The sequence below is a fragment of the Thalassobellus sediminis genome (assembly GCF_044386045.1).
Lineage (GTDB): Bacteria > Bacteroidota > Bacteroidia > Flavobacteriales > Flavobacteriaceae > Thalassobellus > Thalassobellus sediminis.
This window is the reverse complement of the sequence record NZ_JBISCD010000039.1, coordinates 487,520-505,201: the sequence shown is the minus strand read 5'-3', so window position 1 is coordinate 505,201 and position 17,682 is coordinate 487,520. Positions and strand designations below refer to the sequence as shown.

16 protein-coding genes are annotated in these 17,682 nt (G+C 32.7%); 7 read left to right on the top strand and 9 right to left on the bottom strand.

The window, feature by feature from the left end; all coding sequences use genetic code 11:
• The 6 genes from ACH5TW_RS06935 to ACH5TW_RS06910 all read left to right on the top strand — a co-directional run.
• Positions 1-1,392 (top strand): T9SS type A sorting domain-containing protein (locus ACH5TW_RS06935; protein WP_439335775.1); only part of this gene is annotated, 1,392 nt, incomplete at its 5' end.
• Between the two features lie 251 nt (positions 1,393-1,643).
• Positions 1,644-2,069: a PaaI family thioesterase gene (locus ACH5TW_RS06930; protein ID WP_439335774.1), complete on the top strand. Its 426-nt coding sequence runs from the start codon at positions 1,644-1,646 to the stop codon at positions 2,067-2,069.
• A gap of 3 nt (positions 2,070-2,072) precedes the next feature.
• On the top strand, positions 2,073-3,188 hold the full coding sequence (locus tag ACH5TW_RS06925) for a chorismate-binding protein (protein ID WP_439335773.1): 1,116 nt from the start codon (positions 2,073-2,075) through the stop codon (positions 3,186-3,188).
• A gap of 50 nt (positions 3,189-3,238) precedes the next feature.
• A complete protein-coding gene (gene menD, locus ACH5TW_RS06920; RefSeq protein WP_439335772.1) occupies positions 3,239-4,999 on the top strand; it encodes a 2-succinyl-5-enolpyruvyl-6-hydroxy-3-cyclohexene-1-carboxylate synthase in 1,761 nt (586 codons plus the stop codon).
• A gap of 100 nt (positions 5,000-5,099) precedes the next feature.
• A complete protein-coding gene (locus ACH5TW_RS06915; protein WP_439335771.1) occupies positions 5,100-5,438 on the top strand; it encodes a DUF2853 family protein in 339 nt (112 codons plus the stop codon).
• Positions 5,439-5,688: 250 nt separating this feature from the next.
• The gene (locus ACH5TW_RS06910) at positions 5,689-6,519 is read left to right on the top strand and encodes a CvfB family protein (protein WP_439335770.1); all 831 of its coding nucleotides are present in this window, start codon (positions 5,689-5,691) and stop codon (positions 6,517-6,519) included.
• Here the strand turns inward: ACH5TW_RS06910 and ACH5TW_RS06905 are convergent.
• Positions 6,511-6,939 (bottom strand): hypothetical protein, encoded by a 429-nt coding sequence (locus tag ACH5TW_RS06905; RefSeq protein WP_439335769.1) that lies wholly within the window; start codon positions 6,937-6,939, stop codon positions 6,511-6,513. The two genes, ACH5TW_RS06910 and ACH5TW_RS06905, sit on opposite strands and share 9 nt — an antisense overlap.
• Positions 6,940-7,293: 354 nt before the next feature.
• On the opposite strand from ACH5TW_RS06905, the gene mnmE reads away from it, so the two are divergent.
• The gene (gene mnmE / locus ACH5TW_RS06900; RefSeq protein ID WP_439335768.1) at positions 7,294-8,691 is read left to right on the top strand and encodes a tRNA uridine-5-carboxymethylaminomethyl(34) synthesis GTPase MnmE; all 1,398 of its coding nucleotides are present in this window, start codon (positions 7,294-7,296) and stop codon (positions 8,689-8,691) included.
• Between the two features lie 115 nt (positions 8,692-8,806).
• Here the strand turns inward: mnmE and pcaF are convergent, their stop codons facing one another.
• From pcaF to pcaG, 8 genes are read right to left on the bottom strand one after another with little or no spacing between them, the layout of a single operon-like run.
• Complete coding sequence (gene pcaF / locus ACH5TW_RS06895) at positions 8,807-10,018, bottom strand: 3-oxoadipyl-CoA thiolase (protein WP_439335767.1); 1,212 nt, start codon at positions 10,016-10,018, stop codon at positions 8,807-8,809.
• Positions 10,019-10,024: 6 nt separating this feature from the next.
• Positions 10,025-11,371 (bottom strand): 3-oxoacid CoA-transferase, encoded by a 1,347-nt coding sequence (locus ACH5TW_RS06890; protein WP_439335766.1) that lies wholly within the window; start codon positions 11,369-11,371, stop codon positions 10,025-10,027.
• Between the two features lie 11 nt (positions 11,372-11,382).
• The gene (locus ACH5TW_RS06885; RefSeq protein ID WP_439335765.1) at positions 11,383-12,573 is read right to left on the bottom strand and encodes a 4-hydroxybenzoate 3-monooxygenase; all 1,191 of its coding nucleotides are present in this window, start codon (positions 12,571-12,573) and stop codon (positions 11,383-11,385) included.
• A gap of 11 nt (positions 12,574-12,584) precedes the next feature.
• A complete protein-coding gene (pcaDC, locus tag ACH5TW_RS06880; protein ID WP_439335764.1) occupies positions 12,585-13,709 on the bottom strand; it encodes a bifunctional 3-oxoadipate enol-lactonase/4-carboxymuconolactone decarboxylase PcaDC in 1,125 nt (374 codons plus the stop codon).
• A gap of 20 nt (positions 13,710-13,729) precedes the next feature.
• On the bottom strand, positions 13,730-14,713 hold the full coding sequence (locus ACH5TW_RS06875; RefSeq protein ID WP_439335763.1) for a PDR/VanB family oxidoreductase: 984 nt from the start codon (positions 14,711-14,713) through the stop codon (positions 13,730-13,732).
• Positions 14,713-15,780 (bottom strand): aromatic ring-hydroxylating dioxygenase subunit alpha, encoded by a 1,068-nt coding sequence (locus tag ACH5TW_RS06870; protein ID WP_439335762.1) that lies wholly within the window; start codon positions 15,778-15,780, stop codon positions 14,713-14,715. The genes ACH5TW_RS06875 and ACH5TW_RS06870 overlap by 1 nt, the downstream gene beginning before the upstream one ends.
• A gap of 35 nt (positions 15,781-15,815) precedes the next feature.
• Positions 15,816-17,126: a 3-carboxy-cis,cis-muconate cycloisomerase gene (gene pcaB / locus ACH5TW_RS06865; protein WP_439335761.1), complete on the bottom strand. Its 1,311-nt coding sequence runs from the start codon at positions 17,124-17,126 to the stop codon at positions 15,816-15,818.
• Between the two features lie 12 nt (positions 17,127-17,138).
• Positions 17,139-17,681, bottom strand: coding sequence for a protocatechuate 3,4-dioxygenase subunit alpha (gene pcaG / locus ACH5TW_RS06860; RefSeq protein WP_439335760.1), 543 nt, complete (start codon positions 17,679-17,681; stop codon positions 17,139-17,141).
• Position 17,682 lies beyond the last annotated feature (1 nt).

Genomic DNA, 17,682 nt, shown 5'->3' with positions numbered 1-17,682 from the left:
ACGAATGTAACATGTTATGATGATGCCGATGGCACATTAACCATAGTAAGTACTTCAGGTACAGGTACACCAATCTTCTCATTATCTACAGATGATGGACCATTTGTTGTATCAGACGAGGCTACGATCGAGGGCGGAAGTTATGGACCGGGTAAATATGTTATTAAAGTCGCCTATCCAGATGGAGAAGGTAATACAGGTGTTTGTGAGTTTACACAAGAAGAGAATATTACACAGCCACCTTTACTACAATGCTCAATTACAAATAATAGTGCGGTTACAAATATTTGTTTAGGAGAATCTATTAGTTTAACAGCAAACCCAACAGGTGGAACTACAAATTACAGCTATGAATGGACAAGTGATAATGGTGCTTCATTTTCACCCAATAATGCAAGTGGAACTGTAAGTGTTTCTAGTTTTGCATTAGGTGCTACAAAAATTACGCTCAAAATAACAGATGCGAATTTGTGTATTACCACTTGTGAAATTGATATTACTACCCAGAAGTGTGTTGATGAATGTACATGGACACCAGGTTTTTGGAAAAATCACCCAGCAGAAATCTGTGGTGTACTAGGTGGTACAGTTACCAAGGTTAAAGGTAAAAGTTCGTGTTCTGGCGAAACGTCTACAATAGGATTTATTCTTTGTGGTGAAGAATATACCTTAACAGCTAGTGATATTACATGCTTGTTCAAATATAGTGCTAGTACTCGTGGAAAGAATAAAACACCACCTTCTTGTACTCCTGCGGTAGTTGCCATAGCAGAGCATTTTGCTCCATTCCCTAATGGCGAAACATTATTACATCATTTATTAGCGGCAAGATTGAATTTATTATATAATGGAGGAACATTTGGAGACAATCTTGTAGGTGACTTAGTATGTATTGATGTGGTTAACGGAGTTAATATACCTAATATTTTTAATGGTACACCAGATGTAACCATGAATGAGGTAGCTTCAATAAATTTCTGTCTCAATGATTTCGATTCGGCAGCAGAATTATCAACTTATATAGAGCCTTTAACAGCTTTTAATGAATGTAACGATACCTGTGGTTTACCGTCTCAACAAGAAATTTCATCACAGAGTTTTAGTAAATCATCAATGACTGCTAAAAGGATAGACTTTACAGCATATCCGGTACCTTACTCTAATGTACTTAATATACGATATAACTACAGTTTTGATACCAATATAGCAATTGATATCTATGATATTCGTGGTGCGCGTGTTATGAGTAAGGATATTACTAATTACAAAAAAGGTTCACAAGGTAATGTGCAGTTTGATATGACAAGAAATACAAATCGAGTACTATTTGTTAGGTTATCAACTAACAGAGGAGATTTAATTAAGAAAATAATTTCCGTAGATAGACAATAGTCTTTTAGATTAATAGCTAATTTATTTTAACAAAAAGCAGTCATGAAAGTGACTGCTTTTTTATTTAATACTGTAAATAAGGTTTGTGAGGTAAGCATAAAGTAAAAACTGTATACCAATATTAAATATTATTGAAGGTTTTAATTAACTTGTTTTGCGTTAAATATTTCCGGATATTTCTTTTTTTGTTGAATTCATTTTTGACTTCGGTTTTGTACATTTACCATCAAAAGTTAAAAACAAATTATTTTATGCCATTATCTAAGAAAGAACTTTTAGAGCAAGTTAATAAGACTTGTAAAAACACTTTAATGGAAACCTTAAACATTGAGGTTATTGACTATGGCGAAAATTTTTTAGTTGCTAGAATGCCTGTAACACCTAGAGTGCATCAGCCAGATGGTGTTTTACATGGTGGTGCTACAGCAGCTTTGGCTGAAAGTGTTGGTAGTTTTGCGTCTCATATTTTTATAGATACTGAGAATTTTTTTGTACGTGGTATAGAGATTACTGCAAACCATTTAAAAAGTATTAAAGAGGGATTTGTGTATGCAAAAGCTACTTTTATTCATAAAGGAAGAACCACACAATTGCTTGATATAAGAGTTACCGATGAAGCTAATAATTTAATATCGGTTTGTAAGCTATCTACTATTTCGTTACCTAAAAAGCAGTAGTTAATGATTCACGACGATTTTTTTAAACGTATTGAAAGCCAATACAACACTAACTTACCTTTTGTAGTTTACAGAAAGCCAAATAAAACAAAGGTTATTGGCGTACTACAAAATACAGAGGATTTAATTTTTGCTAAAGATTTTACCGAAAAGGGTTTTGTTTTTTCTCCATTTGATGATGCCGAAAAAACGGTTTTAATGCCTTTAGAAGTTTCAGAGTTAATAGCTTCGTCTTATGCCATTTCAGAATCAGTTGAAAGGTCTCAATTGCATAATGATGTAGATGAGGCTTCTAAAGAATTTCACATTAACCTTATAAAAACAGGAGTAGAGGCCATAAAAGGCAATCAGTTTAAAAAAGTGGTATTATCTAGAACAGAACGTGTTCTTATTTCAGAAACAAATCCTATTTCTGTATTTAAAAAGTTACTAAATAAATATGATTCGGCATTTGTATATTGTTGGTATCATCCAAAAATAGGGTTGTGGTTAGGAGCAACACCTGAAACATTGGTAAAAATAGAGGGCTCTCAGTTTTCTATTATGGCATTGGCAGGTACACAAGATTATAAAGAAACTTTAGATGTGGTTTGGCAAGACAAAGAGAGGCAAGAGCAGAAATTTGTTACCGATTATATTGTTGATAGTTTACAAAACAAGGTAGAGCATTTAAAAATATCGGATACTGAAACTGTAAAAGCAGGTAATTTATTGCATTTAAAAACCATGATTTCTGCACGTTTAAAACCTAATGCTTCTTTAAAGGAGGTTATTACAAATATTCATCCTACGCCAGCAGTTTGTGGCTTGCCTAAAGCAGAAGCGAAACAATTTATTATAAAAAATGAAAATTATAACCGTGAGTTTTATACAGGGTTTTTAGGTGAGTTAAATTTTGATATTAAAAAAGCACCACGTTCAGGTAGACGTAATATTGAAAACAGAGCCTATGCAATAACCAAAAAAAGCACACAGCTTTATGTTAATTTACGTTGTATGCAAATTCAAGATAGAAAAGCTATTATTTATGTTGGTGGTGGTATTACTACAAGCTCTAATGCCGAAAGTGAGTGGGAGGAAACCGTATCGAAATCACAAGTAATTAAAAGTATTTTGTAATTAGGGTATTTAATAGGCTATTATTACTTTTACGTTTTGATTAAAAGTATATGATTTACCCTAAAATTCCGCTTGCTCAAACCGTTATTCAACTTTGTAAAGCAAAAGGAATACAACATATAGTTATTTCTCCAGGTAGTAGAAATGCGCCATTAACCATAGGATTTACAAACGATTCTTATTTTACATGTTACAGTATTGTTGATGAGCGTTGTGCTGCATTTTTTGCATTAGGTATCGCGCAACAAATTAATAAACCAACAGCAGTTCTTTGTACATCTGGGAGTGCGCTTTTAAACTATTATCCAGCTGTAGCAGAGGCTTTTTATAGCAATATTCCGTTAGTGGTATTATCGGCAGATAGACCAAAGCATTTAATTGGTATTGGAGATGGACAAACTATTAATCAGAAAAATGTATTTAAAAATCATATTTTATATTCAGCTAATTTAAAGCTCGATTTAAAAGATGAAAAAAACATTCCTGGTAATGAAGAGTTGCCAATAATTAAAAATTTAGAGGATAAGCTAGAACGTTTCTTAGGCTTGCAAAAAGATATTCAAACCTTTAATGAAGAAGAAATTAATATAGCTATAAATTTTTCAAATATAAAGAAAGGGCCAGTACATATAAATATTCCGTTTGATGAACCGCTTTATGATATGGTAGATAAATTAAGTGTATTTCCAAAAGTAATGACGCCCGATATTAAAGAAAAAACTATTGAGAAGCATATTGTTTTAGAATGTTTAGAAGATTGGAATACCGCTAATAAAAAAATGATTTTAGTAGGAGTGAATCAACCTAACGCTATCCAGCAAAAATGGTTAGATGAATTGACTGAAGATGATAGTGTTGTTGTGTTTACCGAAACCACTTCAAACTTTCATAACAAAACCTTTTTTCCTAGTATCGATCAAATTATTGCACCTTTATCAGAAGAGGAACAGAAGGAATTACAACCCGATATTCTTTTAACTTTTGGCGGCTTAATTGTTTCAAAAAAAATCAAACAGTTATTAAGAAAATATCAGCCTAAGCAACATTGGCATTTAGATGAAAAATCAGCAAATGACACTTTTTTCTGTTTAAGCCAGCATATAGAAACAACTCCTAATACATTTTTTGAAGCCTTTTTACCTAAAATTACACATTATGTAAAGAGCGACTATAAAGCTAATTGGATAGCTGTAAAACAACAACGTTTATTGAAACATAAGCAGTATTTAAAACAAGTACCGTTTAGCGATTTTAAAGTTTTTGATACAATTTTTAAAGCCATTCCTAATCACTATATTTTGCAGGTTGGCAATAGTTCTGCTATTAGATATTCGCAGTTGTTTAATATAAATAAAACTTTAGAGGTGTTTTGTAATAGAGGCACCAGTGGAATTGATGGAAGTACATCTACAGCTATAGGGTGTGCGGTTGCAAATACCAAGCCAACTATATTTGTTACAGGCGATTTAAGTTTTTTATACGATAGTAATGCGCTTTGGAATAATTATGTTCCTGATAATTTTAGAATTATTGTTATTAACAACCAAGGTGGTGGTATTTTTAGAATTTTGCCAGGACATAAAAATACCGAGAATTTTGATACATATTTTGAAACCAATCACAATTTAACAGCCGAACATTTATGTAAAATGTATGATTTTGAATATATTACAGCATCTAACGAAGCTACATTAGATATCAGTTTGGAATCTTTTTATGAAAAAAGTACAAAACCTAAATTACTAGAAATCTTCACTCCTAAACATTTAAATGATGAGGTGCTTTTAAATTATTTCAAGTTTATTAAATAAAATGTGACTTATACTTATTAGCTGTGTCTAAAAAAATAGTTATCTTTAAAACGGTTATCAATTAAAGTATTTATAAACACATTAAAAACAACAAATTATTATGAGTAAACGTGATGAACTTATTGTTAAGTACGCAGCAGATTTAAAAGACAAATGTGGTGTAACACCAGACATGGATTTATTAACTAAAGTGACTATTGGTTGTGGTCCTTCAATTTATAACGCTGATGCTTCAACGGTTTCTGGATCAGATGAGTCTGAATTAGCGACTGTAAAAAACAACTTTTTAATTAAAAAGTTAGGTCTTGCTGATAGTGCAGATTTAGATAAAGGTATTGACGCTGTTATGGAAACTTACGGAAAATCAAATCGTAATAAATATAGAGCGGTTGTTTATTATTTATTAACAAAACATTTCAAAAAAGAGTCTGCATATTAATTTATAGCAGCATTATATATAGAACTCGTTTAAGCTTTTTCTATTTGTTAAAAAATTGCTGTTTTCAGCTCTGTTTTTATCATTTTCTCTTTTCGTAGCGCTGCTATGCAATTTAAAAATGACTTCAACAGAACTAAAAACTTCTAATTTTCACTTAAAAATAAAAAGTTTAAACAAGTTCTTTAAAAAGCGTTACAATTATTGTAGCGCTTTTTCTTTTTCAAAAAACTAATATCATTACCTTTGCCAAATGATACATTTAGGAGAGATAAATACATTAGAAATACTTCGTGAAACAGATCACGGTGCTTATTTAATTGATGATGATGATAATCAAGTGTTATTACCAAACCGTTATGTTCCTAAGGAATTTAAAATTTGGGAGAAGCTTGAAGTCTTTGTGTATTTAGATAATGAACAACGCCCAGTTGCAACCACAGATATGCCATATATTAAGCGTGGTGAATTTGCTTTATTGCGTTGTAACGAAGTTACTGAACATGGTGCTTTTTTAGATTGGGGTTTAGTGAAAGAATTGTTTTGCCCATTTAGAGAGCAAGCTTTTAAAATGAAACCAGGCGGTTGGTATTTGGTACATTGTTACTTAGATGAAAAATCTGAAAGGTTAGTTGCTTCTAGTAAAACCAATCGTTTTTTAGATAATAATGAATTAACCGTAGCTCAATTTGATGCTGTAGATTTAATTGTGTCGCATCCATCTGATATTGGAATGAATGTGATTGTAAATAAAAAACACTTAGGATTAATTTATAAAGATCAAATTTTCTCTGATATAAGTGTGGGCGATAAGCTAAAAGGTATCGTTAAAAAAATCCGCCCAGGAAACAAGTTAGATATTGGTTTAGGTCAAATAGGTTATAGAAATATAGAGCCTAATGCCGAACGTATTATGCATGAATTACATGATAATAGTGGTTATTTAAATTTGACTGATAAATCGAGTCCAGAACTTATAAAAGACACACTTCAAATGAGTAAGAAAAACTTCAAAAAAGCAATTGGCTCGTTGTATAAGCAAAAGGAAATAGAAATTAAACCTGATGGTATTTATTTAGTTTAAAGGAAATAAATCACTTTTTTTTATTTTGTTGTAAACGTTATCAATGGCTTCGTTAATAGTATCGTAGTTTACTTTTGTTGAAAGACAGAAATCATTTTCCATTTCGGCATTCATTTTGCTTGCAAGATCATGAGCAACTACACCGTAAGCGTATAGGTTTTTTGCTCGCTTTTTAAACAATGGTGTATCTAAAAGATTAACAGAATAAGAATTAATTCTGTTAGCAATAACACCATATGGTTTAGATTCTCCAAAATAAGAATTAAGTTCATCAATAATTAATGAAGAATTATTAATATCAAAATGTACACCTTCATTAAGCTCTACAACCGCAATATGATTGAAAAAAAATATGTTACCTAATTGGTTCTTTACAAATTTTAAAATTTGATTTGAAAAATCTGATTCAATTATTTTCATTTTGTTGTAAATTTATACCTCGTTGTTATGGGGTGGTTCAAACTATAAATTATTATTATTTTAAATTATCTAAAGTTTTGACACACAATTATGTAAGAAGTCACTAGTGCTTTTTGTCTTACTTCCAAATAAGGTTTTTTTTTAACATTGTGTATCTGTATTAAAGTACAAGTTTAAATTATTGATAAACAGTTTGTTATTGATTTATTTCTGGTTTTAAAAAATCACAAATTAAAGGTGTTTATTTCTTTTTATACTAGGAAATATTTTTTTTGATGTTGTTCTGATTAAAATTGAAATGTTTTGTGTTGATAGATATAGTGCATAGCATCTCAAATTTAGTATTTTTGTGATATGATTCATAAAGACACCATAGTAGCATTAGCAACACCTTCAGGAGCAGGAGCTATTGCAGTTATTAGATTATCTGGAGCAGATGCTTTATCTATAGCAGATAGTTGTTTTCAATCTGTAAAAAGTGAAAAATCACTTAGTAGCCAAAAAACGCATACCATTCATTTAGGACATATTATTGATGATAAGAAAACTATAGATGAAGTTTTGGTATCTGTTTTTAAAAACCCAAATTCTTATACAGGTGAAAATGTAATAGAAATTTCATGTCATGGGTCAAATTATATTCAACAAGAAATTATTCAATTATTTCTTCGGAAAGGATGCCGTATGGCAACAGCTGGTGAGTTTACATTACGTGCTTTTTTAAATGGTAAGTTAGATTTATCTCAAGCTGAAGCAGTAGCCGATTTAATTTCGAGTGATAATGAGGCGTCTCATCAAATAGCAATGCAACAAATGCGTGGCGGATTTTCATCTGAAATCGCGAAACTGCGAGAAGAACTTATGAATTTTGCTTCACTCATAGAACTTGAATTAGATTTTGCAGAGGAAGATGTAGAGTTTGCTGATAGAAGTCAATTTAAAGATTTAGTAGAGCGTATAAGCTTTGTTTTAAAACGATTAATCGATTCATTTGCTGTTGGTAACGTAATTAAAAATGGTATTCCTGTTGCTATTGTTGGTGAGCCAAATGTTGGTAAATCAACACTTTTAAATGCTTTACTAAATGAAGAGCGAGCCATTGTTTCAGATATAGCAGGAACTACAAGAGATACTATTGAAGATGAAATATCTATAGGAGGCATTGGGTTTCGTTTTATTGATACTGCAGGTATTCGCGAAACAAAGGATGTAGTAGAAAGTATAGGTATTAAAAAAACCTTTGAAAAAATAGATCAAGCTCAGGTAGTTGTTTTTCTTGCCGATAGTAATAATTTTAAAGATGAATCTTTTGTGCATACTTTTAAAATAGAGGTAGAGAAGATTAAAAATAAATACCCTTTAAAACCCTTGTTGATTGTAGCTAATAAGGTTGATAAATTAAATGAAGATCAGATAAAAATTCTGCAAAAGGATATTGAAAATATTCATTTGTTATCAGCTAAAAACGGATTAGGTGTCGATGAACTAAAAGATAAATTACTCAGTTTTGTTAATACAGGTGCTTTAAGAAATAACGACACAATTATTACAAATTCAAGACATTACGATTCTTTATTAAAAGCTTTAGATGAAATAGATAAAGTTAAGCACGGATTAGAATCAGGGCTTTCAGGAGACTTAATGGCTATAGATATTCGTCAAGCATTATACTACTTTGGAGAAATTACTGGTGAGATTACAAGCGATGATTTACTTGGTAATATTTTTGCTAATTTTTGTATTGGGAAGTAATGCAGCATTAGTTAAAAACAAGTACTTAAATTATTATTTTGCTTTCTTAGCTAAATCAATATATAATTTTAAGTACCTGTTAGTTTTTTCTTTTTTTTAAGACTTGTAATTATTATTATTTATTGGTATTTTCAATAATAATGGCATAACCCATACCAACACCTACACACATAGTTGCTAATGCGTATCTGCCTCCTGTTCTAATTAATTCGTTTGTTGCTGCTTGCACTATTCTTGTTCCAGACATGCCAAGTGGATGTCCAATAGCAATAGCGCCTCCATTAGGATTGATTCTTGGGTCGTTATCCTCGAGTCCCAATTGTCTTGTACAAGCTAAGGCTTGTGCAGAAAAAGCTTCGTTAAATTCCATAACATCCATGTCGCTTAGTTTTAATCCTGCTTTTTGTAACGCTTTTTTTGTAGCGTAAACAGGACCAATTCCCATAACTTTAGGTTCAACACCAACAACTGCAGATGTAACAATGCGAGCCTTTGGTTTCAAATTATATTTTTTTAAAGCTTCTTCAGATACTACTAACATGGCTGCGGCTCCATCATTTAATCCAGACGCATTTCCAGCAGTTACTGTACCATCTTTTTTAAATACAGTTCTAAGTGTTGCTAGTTTTTCTAAAGATGAATTAGGTTTAATAAATTCATCTTGGTTAACAATTATAGCATCTCCTTTTCTTTGAGGTATTTCAACAGAGCAAATTTCTTCTGCTAAAACGCCATTTTTTTGAGCTTTACTAGCTTTCATTTGAGAGTTATAAGCAAATAAATCTTGATCTTCTCTACTTATTGAATACAATTTAGCTAAATTTTCTGCGGTAATTCCCATGGCATCTGTACCGTACATTTCATGGAGTTTTTTGTTTACAAAACGCCATCCAAAACTAGAATCTTCCATTTTTGAATTGTTTCCATAAGCTAATGTAGGTTTCGAAATTACTAATGGCCCGCGAGACATATGTTCCATGCCTCCAGAAATAAAAACATCGCCATCATCAGCTTTAATAGCTCTGTTAGCATGAATAATTGCAGACATACCAGAAGAACATAATCTGTTAATAGTTTCTCCAGGTACAGAGTAGGGTAGTCCAGCCAGTAATAAAGCCATGCGAGCTACATTGCGGTTGTCTTCTCCTGCTTGGTTGTGGCAACCAAGAATCACATCATCAATAGCATTTTTAGGTACATTAGGATATTTTTCTAATAAAGCTTTTATAGGTATTGCAGCTAAATCATCTGCTCTAACAGGTGCTAATATGCCTCTAAAACTTCCTATAGGGGTTCTTAAAGCGTCAATTATATATGCTTCTCTCATGCTTCTTTAATTTAGTTTTTCAATAAATTTGGCTTCTGTTTTCAATCTCACTTCTTCTAATGAGCTTCCTGGTAATATTTCAATTAGTGTTAATTGACTATCTATAAATTTAAAAACAGCTAATTCTGTAATTAACATATCTACACAATTATAATCTGTTATAGGTAATGTACACTTTTCTACAACTTTAGATGCGCCAGATCGATCTGTGTGTCTTAAAGTTATAATTAATTTTTTTGCTCCAGATGCTAAGTCCATGGCACCTCCAACACCTAATAATGGTTTTCCTGGTACAGCCCAATTGGCTAAGTTTCCAGAGGCATCTACTTCTAAACCACCCATTACTGCAACGTCTATATGGCCACCACGTATCATTGCAAAACTATCGGCACTATCAAAATAGCTACTTCCAGGTAATGCTGTAACAGGGACTTTACCTGCATTTACAGGGTAATACATGGCGCCTTTACCATCTGCTGGTTCTGGACCAACACCTAGCATACCATTTTCGGTATGTAAAATAATGCCGTCTTCAGGTTTTATTAAATCTGCAACAAGTGTTGGTATTCCTATGCCTAAATTTACAACATCTCCTTTATTTAATTCTGTAAAAGCTCTTTTAGCCATATTCATTCGCTTTTCATCAATAACTTTAGAAGATCCCACGGATGCAGAAGTTCCTAAGTCTGCTTCAGATAATGTTTTTTGAACTAAAAAATCAACAAAACAACCTGGTGTGTGAATTTCGTTAGGATTAATGTCTCCAACTGGAACTATTTCTTGAACTTCAGCAATGACTATATCTGCTGCTGTTGCCATAGCTCTGTTAAAGTTTTGTTCGGTCATTCGGTATTGTAAATTTCCAGCAGTATCAGCTTTCCAAGCTCTTATAATAGCAACATTACCACGAATACCTTCGATAAAAACTTGTTCTATATCATTAATGTTTTTTGTTTCTCTGTCTTTTGCAATTAATGTACCGGCAGAAGTTGGTGTGTAAAACCCGCCTATTCCAGCTCCTCCAGCTCGAATAGCTTCTGCTAATGTACCTTGGGGTAATAATTCGTATTCAATAGTGCCTGTTTGAGCTGCTTTTACAGCTTCTGGATTTGACGTAAAGAAAGATCCAATCATTTTTTTTAATTGACCATTGTTTAATAACCGTCCTCCACCCATATTAGGTTCACCTACATTATTGGCTATAAAAGTTAAGTTTTTAGTGTTGGTTTCTGCTAAAGCGTGGATAATATGCACAGGGTTTCCTGTCATTCCAAAACCTCCACCTAGTATAGTGTCTCCATTCTTTACTAATGCTGCTGCTTCTTTTGCAGTTATTTGCGGTACTTGTTTCATATTTTATAATATTATTCAAATGATTTAAATGGCATGCCTACATAGTTTTCGGCAATGGTTGTTTTGTATGCTTTTGACATTTTTATATAATCAATTTTTGCTTTTTGTAAACGGTATGTGTAAGAGCCGTGTGTATCTTGTTTATGAAAAAGCGTGGTCATAAAGTTTGAAAAATCTTGTGCTCTCCAAATTCTTTTCAGTGCTTCTTCAGTATAATTATCTAGTTGTTTTGTAGAATTGTTTTTGTAATAATCTACAAATCCATCAACTAAATGTTTAACATCTGCAACAGCTAAATTTAAGCCTTTTCCTCCTGTAGGCGGTACAATATGGCCAGCATCTCCAGCTAAAAATAAATTACCATAACGAAGGTTGTCAATCATGTGACTTCGCATTGGTGTTATGCTTTTGTCGAAAATGGGGCCTGATTTTAATTCCCAGCCTTTGGTTGCTAATCGTGTTGAAAGCTCTTTCCAAATACGATCGTCTGGCCAATCATCTAAATTTTCATTATTATCTACTTGTAAATATAAGCGGCTAACAGTTTCAGAACGAAGACTGTGTAATGCGAAACCATTTTCATGATACGCATAAATTAATTCATCAGTAGATGGTGTAACATTAGCTAAAATTCCTAACCAACTAAAAGGGTAGGTTATATCATAAGATTTATAGCTGTCTTTTGGCATTGTTTTTCTTCCTATACCATGAAAACCGTCGCAAGCAGCAACAAAATCACATGCTATAACACCTGGTTTACCATCTTTTTCAAAATGAATTTTTGGATTATCTGTATCAAAATCTACAATCTTTTTGGCTCCAGCTTCAAAATAAAGTTGCTCTCCCTGTTCTAACCAAGCGTCAGTTAAATCTTTTATAACTTCTTGTTGGCCATAAATTGTTATTTTTCTACCGTCGGTTAATTCTGAAAAAGGTACATGTATTCGCTCTTCGTCAAAACTTAAAAACACACCATCATGCTCAATACCTTCTTTTTCTAAGCGATTGCTTAATCCTAATTCTTTAATAATATCAACGGTGTTTTGTTCTAATAATCCTGCTCTTACTCTGCCTTCAACATAAGGTCTTGAGCGCAGTTCTATGATAACAGATGCAATACCGTGTTTTTTTAGCCAGTGTGCTAAAACTAATCCCGCAGGACCAGCGCCAATAATGCCAACTTGTGTTTTAATTGCTTTCATTTAGGTAGAAGTTAAATTCTTAATTCGTTAAAGACTTCTTCTGCAGTGTGTATGGCTTCATTAGCAGCAGGAAGCCCACAATAAATACCAGATTGCATAATAACTTCTTTGATTTCATTTTTAGTAACACCATTATTAAAAGCAGCTTTAATATGCATTTTAAATTCAGGTTTTCTGTTAAGTGGAATTAGCATTGCTAATGTTATTAAGCTTCTATTATGTTTGTTTAGTCCTGGTCTTGTCCAAATTTCTCCCCACGCGTAGTGTGAAATGAATTCTTGAAAATCACTATTGAATTCATTTTTGTTTAGAGTAGATTTATCAACGTGTGTATTTCCTAAAACGGTTCTTCTAACATGCATACCTCTATCATAAGTTTTATTTCCTACTATAAAATCGATGAGTGTTTCCGCATAGTATGCCGGTAATTCTGTGCTAGGTAAATGTCTGGCGTTAAATACTTTTAGTTCTGCCCCTGCAATTTCTTTTTGCATAACTTTTGCCTGAGCTATATTTGTGACTTCATCTTCATCTCCTGTGATAATAAGGGTTTCTAAAGAGATTTTTTTGATTTCCGATCTAAAATCAGCTGCTCCAATGGCAGCACAACAAGCAGTGTAACCTAATGTGCTATTGGCTAAAAACACCTCTTTCATTTCTGCAATTCGAGAAGGATTTGTTTTATGATAACTCTCTGTAAACCATTTTTCCATAGTTGCATTTGCAATAGCTTGCATACCTTGTTTGTTAATGGTTTTAATACGTTCATTCCATCGATTTACTGTACCAATTTTAGAATCGGTATTACTGATAATTAACTTGTGTAGTCTTTCTGGGTGGTTTATGCCTAGATATTGTCCAATTAATCCTCCCATAGATAATCCGCAGAAATAGACTTTATCAATATGAAGCTCGTCAAGAAGGTTAATAACATCTTGACCAAGCATAGCTATAGTGTAAGTTCCTTCAGTTAATTCACTTTGTCCATGTCCACGAGTGTCATATTGAAGAACTCTAAAATACGGCAATAAATATGGTACAAGTTCATCCCACATTTTTAGGTCTGCTCCTAAAGAATTAGAGAACATTAGTACTGGACTATTGGGGGTTCCTTGAATTTTATAATTAGTTTTCATTTTTATTTTCAGTCTTTATATTAAATGTTGCTTCTGTAAGCGGTGTCAATTACTACGTGTCCGTTAGCAACTCTGCTTACGCAAGCGCACATTTTTAAGTTTTTACTTTTTTCTTCTTCACTAAAAAATAAATCACGGTGGTCTATATCACCAGTATATTCTATAATATCAACTTGACATAAGCCACATTCTCCCTTTTTGCAATCGTACATGATTTCTAAATCTTCTTCTTCTAAAGCTTGCAATAAGGTTTGGTTTTCGCCTACAACTAATTCTTTATTAAAACGTGCGATTTTTACTGTAAAATTTTGAGGTGCAAATAAGCCGGAAGCTCCAAATGTTTCAAAATGTAAATGTGTATTTTCAAAAGGACTAGCTTCCCAAGTTTTACGAACACTGTTCATAAGTAATAAGGGGCCGCATAGGTATATGTGTGTCTGGTTATTTGCTAAAGTGTTTAGTTTATCCATATCAAAATACCCGCTTTCGTCACTGTAATGTAATTCTAGTCTATCACCTAAAAGTGTTTTTAAATGTTCTATAAAAGGCATTTCTTCTTTATTTCGACCTAAATATAACATTCGTAAACTAATGTCTTTTCTTGAGCACAATTGCTCTGCCATACCTAATATTGGTGTGATTCCAATACCTCCAGCAATAAGTAAATAATCACTGGCATTGTATTTTAATTCGAAATGATTGGTAGGCTGAGAGATTTTTATTTGGTTTCCTTTTTTTAAAGACCACATATAGTTTGATCCACCACGACTAGAGGGTAGGCGTTTTACAGCAATGGTATAAGGCTTTTTTTGTTGATATTGACCTACTAACGAGTAACTACGAATTTCTGTAACTCCATTTATTAAGATGGAAACGTCTATATGTGAGCCAACAGTAAAATTTTTAACACCATTTTCAGGAGTTAATTGTATTTTCATGACATTGTTAGCTATTAATTCGGTATTGTTAATGGTGGCGTTAACCCAAGTGTTTCTGTAGCGCATTAGTCTTGATTTTCGTTTTCAACCATTTTGTCTGTAATTCTTCTAGCCCACATAGCACCAGCATCTATATTTAAATTATAAAATTCTCGTGTTGGATTTGTGTTTATAGCTCTCTGTTGTGCTTCAAGTATGTCTTCGTCTTGTGCAAAGATGGAAGCTACACCGTTTTTTAGTTCGGTGGTATTGCTTTGATCTTTAAGATTGTAGTTTCTGCTAAAAGCCCAAAAATAATAGCAGGTTTGATTTGTAGAAGGTGTAATGGTATTTAATACATAGCCATTAACTCCTTGAGATCTATCGCCTTCGGGAGCACCTGTGTCGCTAACAGCAACACCTACATCTATATTCACGGTACAAGGTGCTTCAAATTTTATAACTTGCCAACGATCAACTAAGCCATCATGCTTTATTTTTTTATTTAATTGACCATGCCAAAATGGAGGTGGTTTAATACCTTTCATCCAACGGGTTACTGTAGCTGTATGTTCATCATAATGTACATCAAAAGGAGCTTCGGCTACATTTCTATCACCAATACTTTCAGAATGTACAAACGTTTCGTGTGTTAAATCCATTAAATTGTCAACTACTAATTTATAGTTGCATTTAACTTCAATCATTTTTCCGTCTCCTGCCCATTCAGGATCATTATTCCAATGCATATCTGGTATTTTGTTGCTATCTGCAACTGCAGGATCACCCATCCATACCCAAATAAAACGATGTTTTTCTACAGTAGGATACGAGCGTACGCAAGCAGAAGGATTAATGGTTTCTTGAGAGGGCATATAAGTGCATTGACCTTCGTTATTAAATTCTAATCCATGATAACCACAGACTACGGTATCTCCTCGTAGTTTTCCTTTTGATAACGGAAGTAAGCGGTGCCAACAAGCATCTTCTAAAACTACTGGAGTACCATCTTTTTTACGATAAAGAACTAAGGGTTTGTTACAAATAGTTCTTGGTAACAACTCATGCTTTAATTCTACATCCCATGCTACTGCATACCAAGCATTCATTGGGAAAGATTCATTCATAGTGAATGTAGTGGTATTCTTGGTCATTTTATTTAGTTTTAAGTTGTAGTTCTTAATAAAGTTTAAGAATAATTATTTAGAATTTTTTCAACCCATTTTACGCTATTTCCAATAGCATTTTCTGGTTGAAATAGTGTGTCAATATTATTTATTTCAGGGTGTGTTTCTATAATTATTTGTTTTAAATGTTTTCCTTCAGAAATAGAGCGTTTACATGCTTTTTTGATAGCTTCATGTGCTTGCATTTTACCTAAAGTATTTGATAATACAAAAGCTACTTTTTCTGCATAAATAAGACCGTTTGTTATTTCTACATTTTGAAGCATGCGTTCTGTGTCTACTTCTAAATTTTCAATTAAATCAATACTTTTTTCAATAGAACCGCATGTTAAACCTATTAATTGAGTTAATGTTTCCCATTCGGCATGCCAATAACCTGCAGACCGCTCGTGCTCTTGTAGCATACTTGATAGCATTGTAGATACTAGTCCAGGTGTTCTGGTGCTATTACTTAATATGAGTGCGCATGTTACAGGGTTTCTTTTGTGTGGCATGGTACTAGATCCTCCTTTGCCTTCTTGAGCGCCTTCAAATGCTTCTGAAACTTCTGTTTGCATCATTAAGGATATGTCTTTTGCAATTTTGCCTAGAGAACCGCTTAAAATCCCAAGAATACTAGCTAATTCGTTTAAACCATCTCTTTGCGACTGCCATGGAGAAGTGTTTTTTAGATTTAAATGTTCGGCAAATTTAATTTGAACTTCATCTGTAATATTGTTGTTGCCGCTACCAACAGCACCACTTAATTGTATTTGTAGAACATTAGCTTTAACTGTTTGCAATCTAATTTTAGATCGGGTAATACTTTCTAGCCAATTTGCGGTTTTTAATCCGAAAGTTATAGGGCGTGCTTGCTGTAGTAAGGTGCGACCTATAACAATAGTGTGTTTGTGTTCTTTAGTAATATTTATTAAGCTTTTTTCTAGAATGTTTAGCTTGTTTTCCATCCAAGAAATAACTTGTTTTATTAAAAGGATAGAAGAGGTGTCTATAATATCTTGGCTAGTAGCGCCAAAATGCACATATTTTGAAGCTTCAAAATTAGAATTTTTTATAACTTTTGTTAATTGCTGTACTAATGGAATAGCGGCATTTCCACCCAGTTTTATGTCGGTTTTTAATTTGTCAATATCTATATATTCAACATTGCAGCTAAATGCAATAATTTCAGCAGCTTCAATAGGTATTAAACCTAATTCAGCTTGAGCTTTAGCAAGTGTTGCTTCAGTATTTAGCATATTAATTATTACAGATTTATCAGATAATAGCTGATTTATTTCAGTAGAGTAAAATGTTTCAGAGTATAAAGACATGAAAATTGACTATTAAATTTGAAAAAATACAGTTTCTTTTAATCCCTGCATATAAATATTAAACTCGTAACCTTCACTAGTTTTATTGGCTATTACAGTATGTTGTCTTTCTTTAGGGATAGATTTTAGAGTAATATCGCTATTGTTTAGTGCTTCATCAGAAAAATAAATGCGTGTATATGAGTGTAATAATTGCCCGCGCATGAAAAGAATAACGTTTATATAAGGTGCTTGACCATCAATAGAGTTAGGTTTAATAGTTGAAAAAGAAAATCGATTGTCTGCATCGGTACCTGTGCCATATCTACCAAACAGTTTAGTTTCTCCATCATTTTGCCATAATTCTATCATGGCATCATTTATTGTGTTGCCTTCACCATCATAAACTTTACCGTAAATGGTTATTGTGTCTGTGTTTTTTAAAGGGTCGACCATTTTATTGTCAATCCAACTTTTAAAATTATAGCCATATTGCTCAGGTGTTAATCCGTAAGCAAAATAAGGGCCTATTGTTTGTGAAGGTGTTTGTAGTGATGTTTTATTTGTTGTTGCCATG

What these genes read in the sequence shown, in the direction of transcription:
- pcaG (WP_439335760.1), bottom strand. Translation starts at nt 17,681, where the DNA reads ATGGCAACAACAAATAAAACATCACTACAAACACCTTCACAAACAATA.
- ACH5TW_RS06890 (WP_439335766.1), bottom strand. Translation starts at nt 11,371, where the DNA reads ATGAAACAAGTACCGCAAATAACTGCAAAAGAAGCAGCAGCATTAGTA.
- ACH5TW_RS06925 (WP_439335773.1), top strand. Translation starts at nt 2,073, where the DNA reads ATGATTCACGACGATTTTTTTAAACGTATTGAAAGCCAATACAACACT.
- ACH5TW_RS06930 (WP_439335774.1), top strand. Translation starts at nt 1,644, where the DNA reads ATGCCATTATCTAAGAAAGAACTTTTAGAGCAAGTTAATAAGACTTGT.
- mnmE (WP_439335768.1), top strand. Translation starts at nt 7,294, where the DNA reads ATGATTCATAAAGACACCATAGTAGCATTAGCAACACCTTCAGGAGCA.
- menD (WP_439335772.1), top strand. Translation starts at nt 3,239, where the DNA reads ATGATTTACCCTAAAATTCCGCTTGCTCAAACCGTTATTCAACTTTGT.
- ACH5TW_RS06910 (WP_439335770.1), top strand. Translation starts at nt 5,689, where the DNA reads ATGATACATTTAGGAGAGATAAATACATTAGAAATACTTCGTGAAACA.
- ACH5TW_RS06915 (WP_439335771.1), top strand. Translation starts at nt 5,100, where the DNA reads ATGAGTAAACGTGATGAACTTATTGTTAAGTACGCAGCAGATTTAAAA.
- pcaF (WP_439335767.1), bottom strand. Translation starts at nt 10,018, where the DNA reads ATGAGAGAAGCATATATAATTGACGCTTTAAGAACCCCTATAGGAAGT.
- pcaDC (WP_439335764.1), bottom strand. Translation starts at nt 13,709, where the DNA reads ATGAAAACTAATTATAAAATTCAAGGAACCCCCAATAGTCCAGTACTA.
- pcaB (WP_439335761.1), bottom strand. Translation starts at nt 17,126, where the DNA reads ATGTCTTTATACTCTGAAACATTTTACTCTACTGAAATAAATCAGCTA.
- ACH5TW_RS06905 (WP_439335769.1), bottom strand. Translation starts at nt 6,939, where the DNA reads ATGAAAATAATTGAATCAGATTTTTCAAATCAAATTTTAAAATTTGTA.
- ACH5TW_RS06870 (WP_439335762.1), bottom strand. Translation starts at nt 15,780, where the DNA reads ATGACCAAGAATACCACTACATTCACTATGAATGAATCTTTCCCAATG.
- ACH5TW_RS06885 (WP_439335765.1), bottom strand. Translation starts at nt 12,573, where the DNA reads ATGAAAGCAATTAAAACACAAGTTGGCATTATTGGCGCTGGTCCTGCG.
- ACH5TW_RS06875 (WP_439335763.1), bottom strand. Translation starts at nt 14,713, where the DNA reads ATGCGCTACAGAAACACTTGGGTTAACGCCACCATTAACAATACCGAA.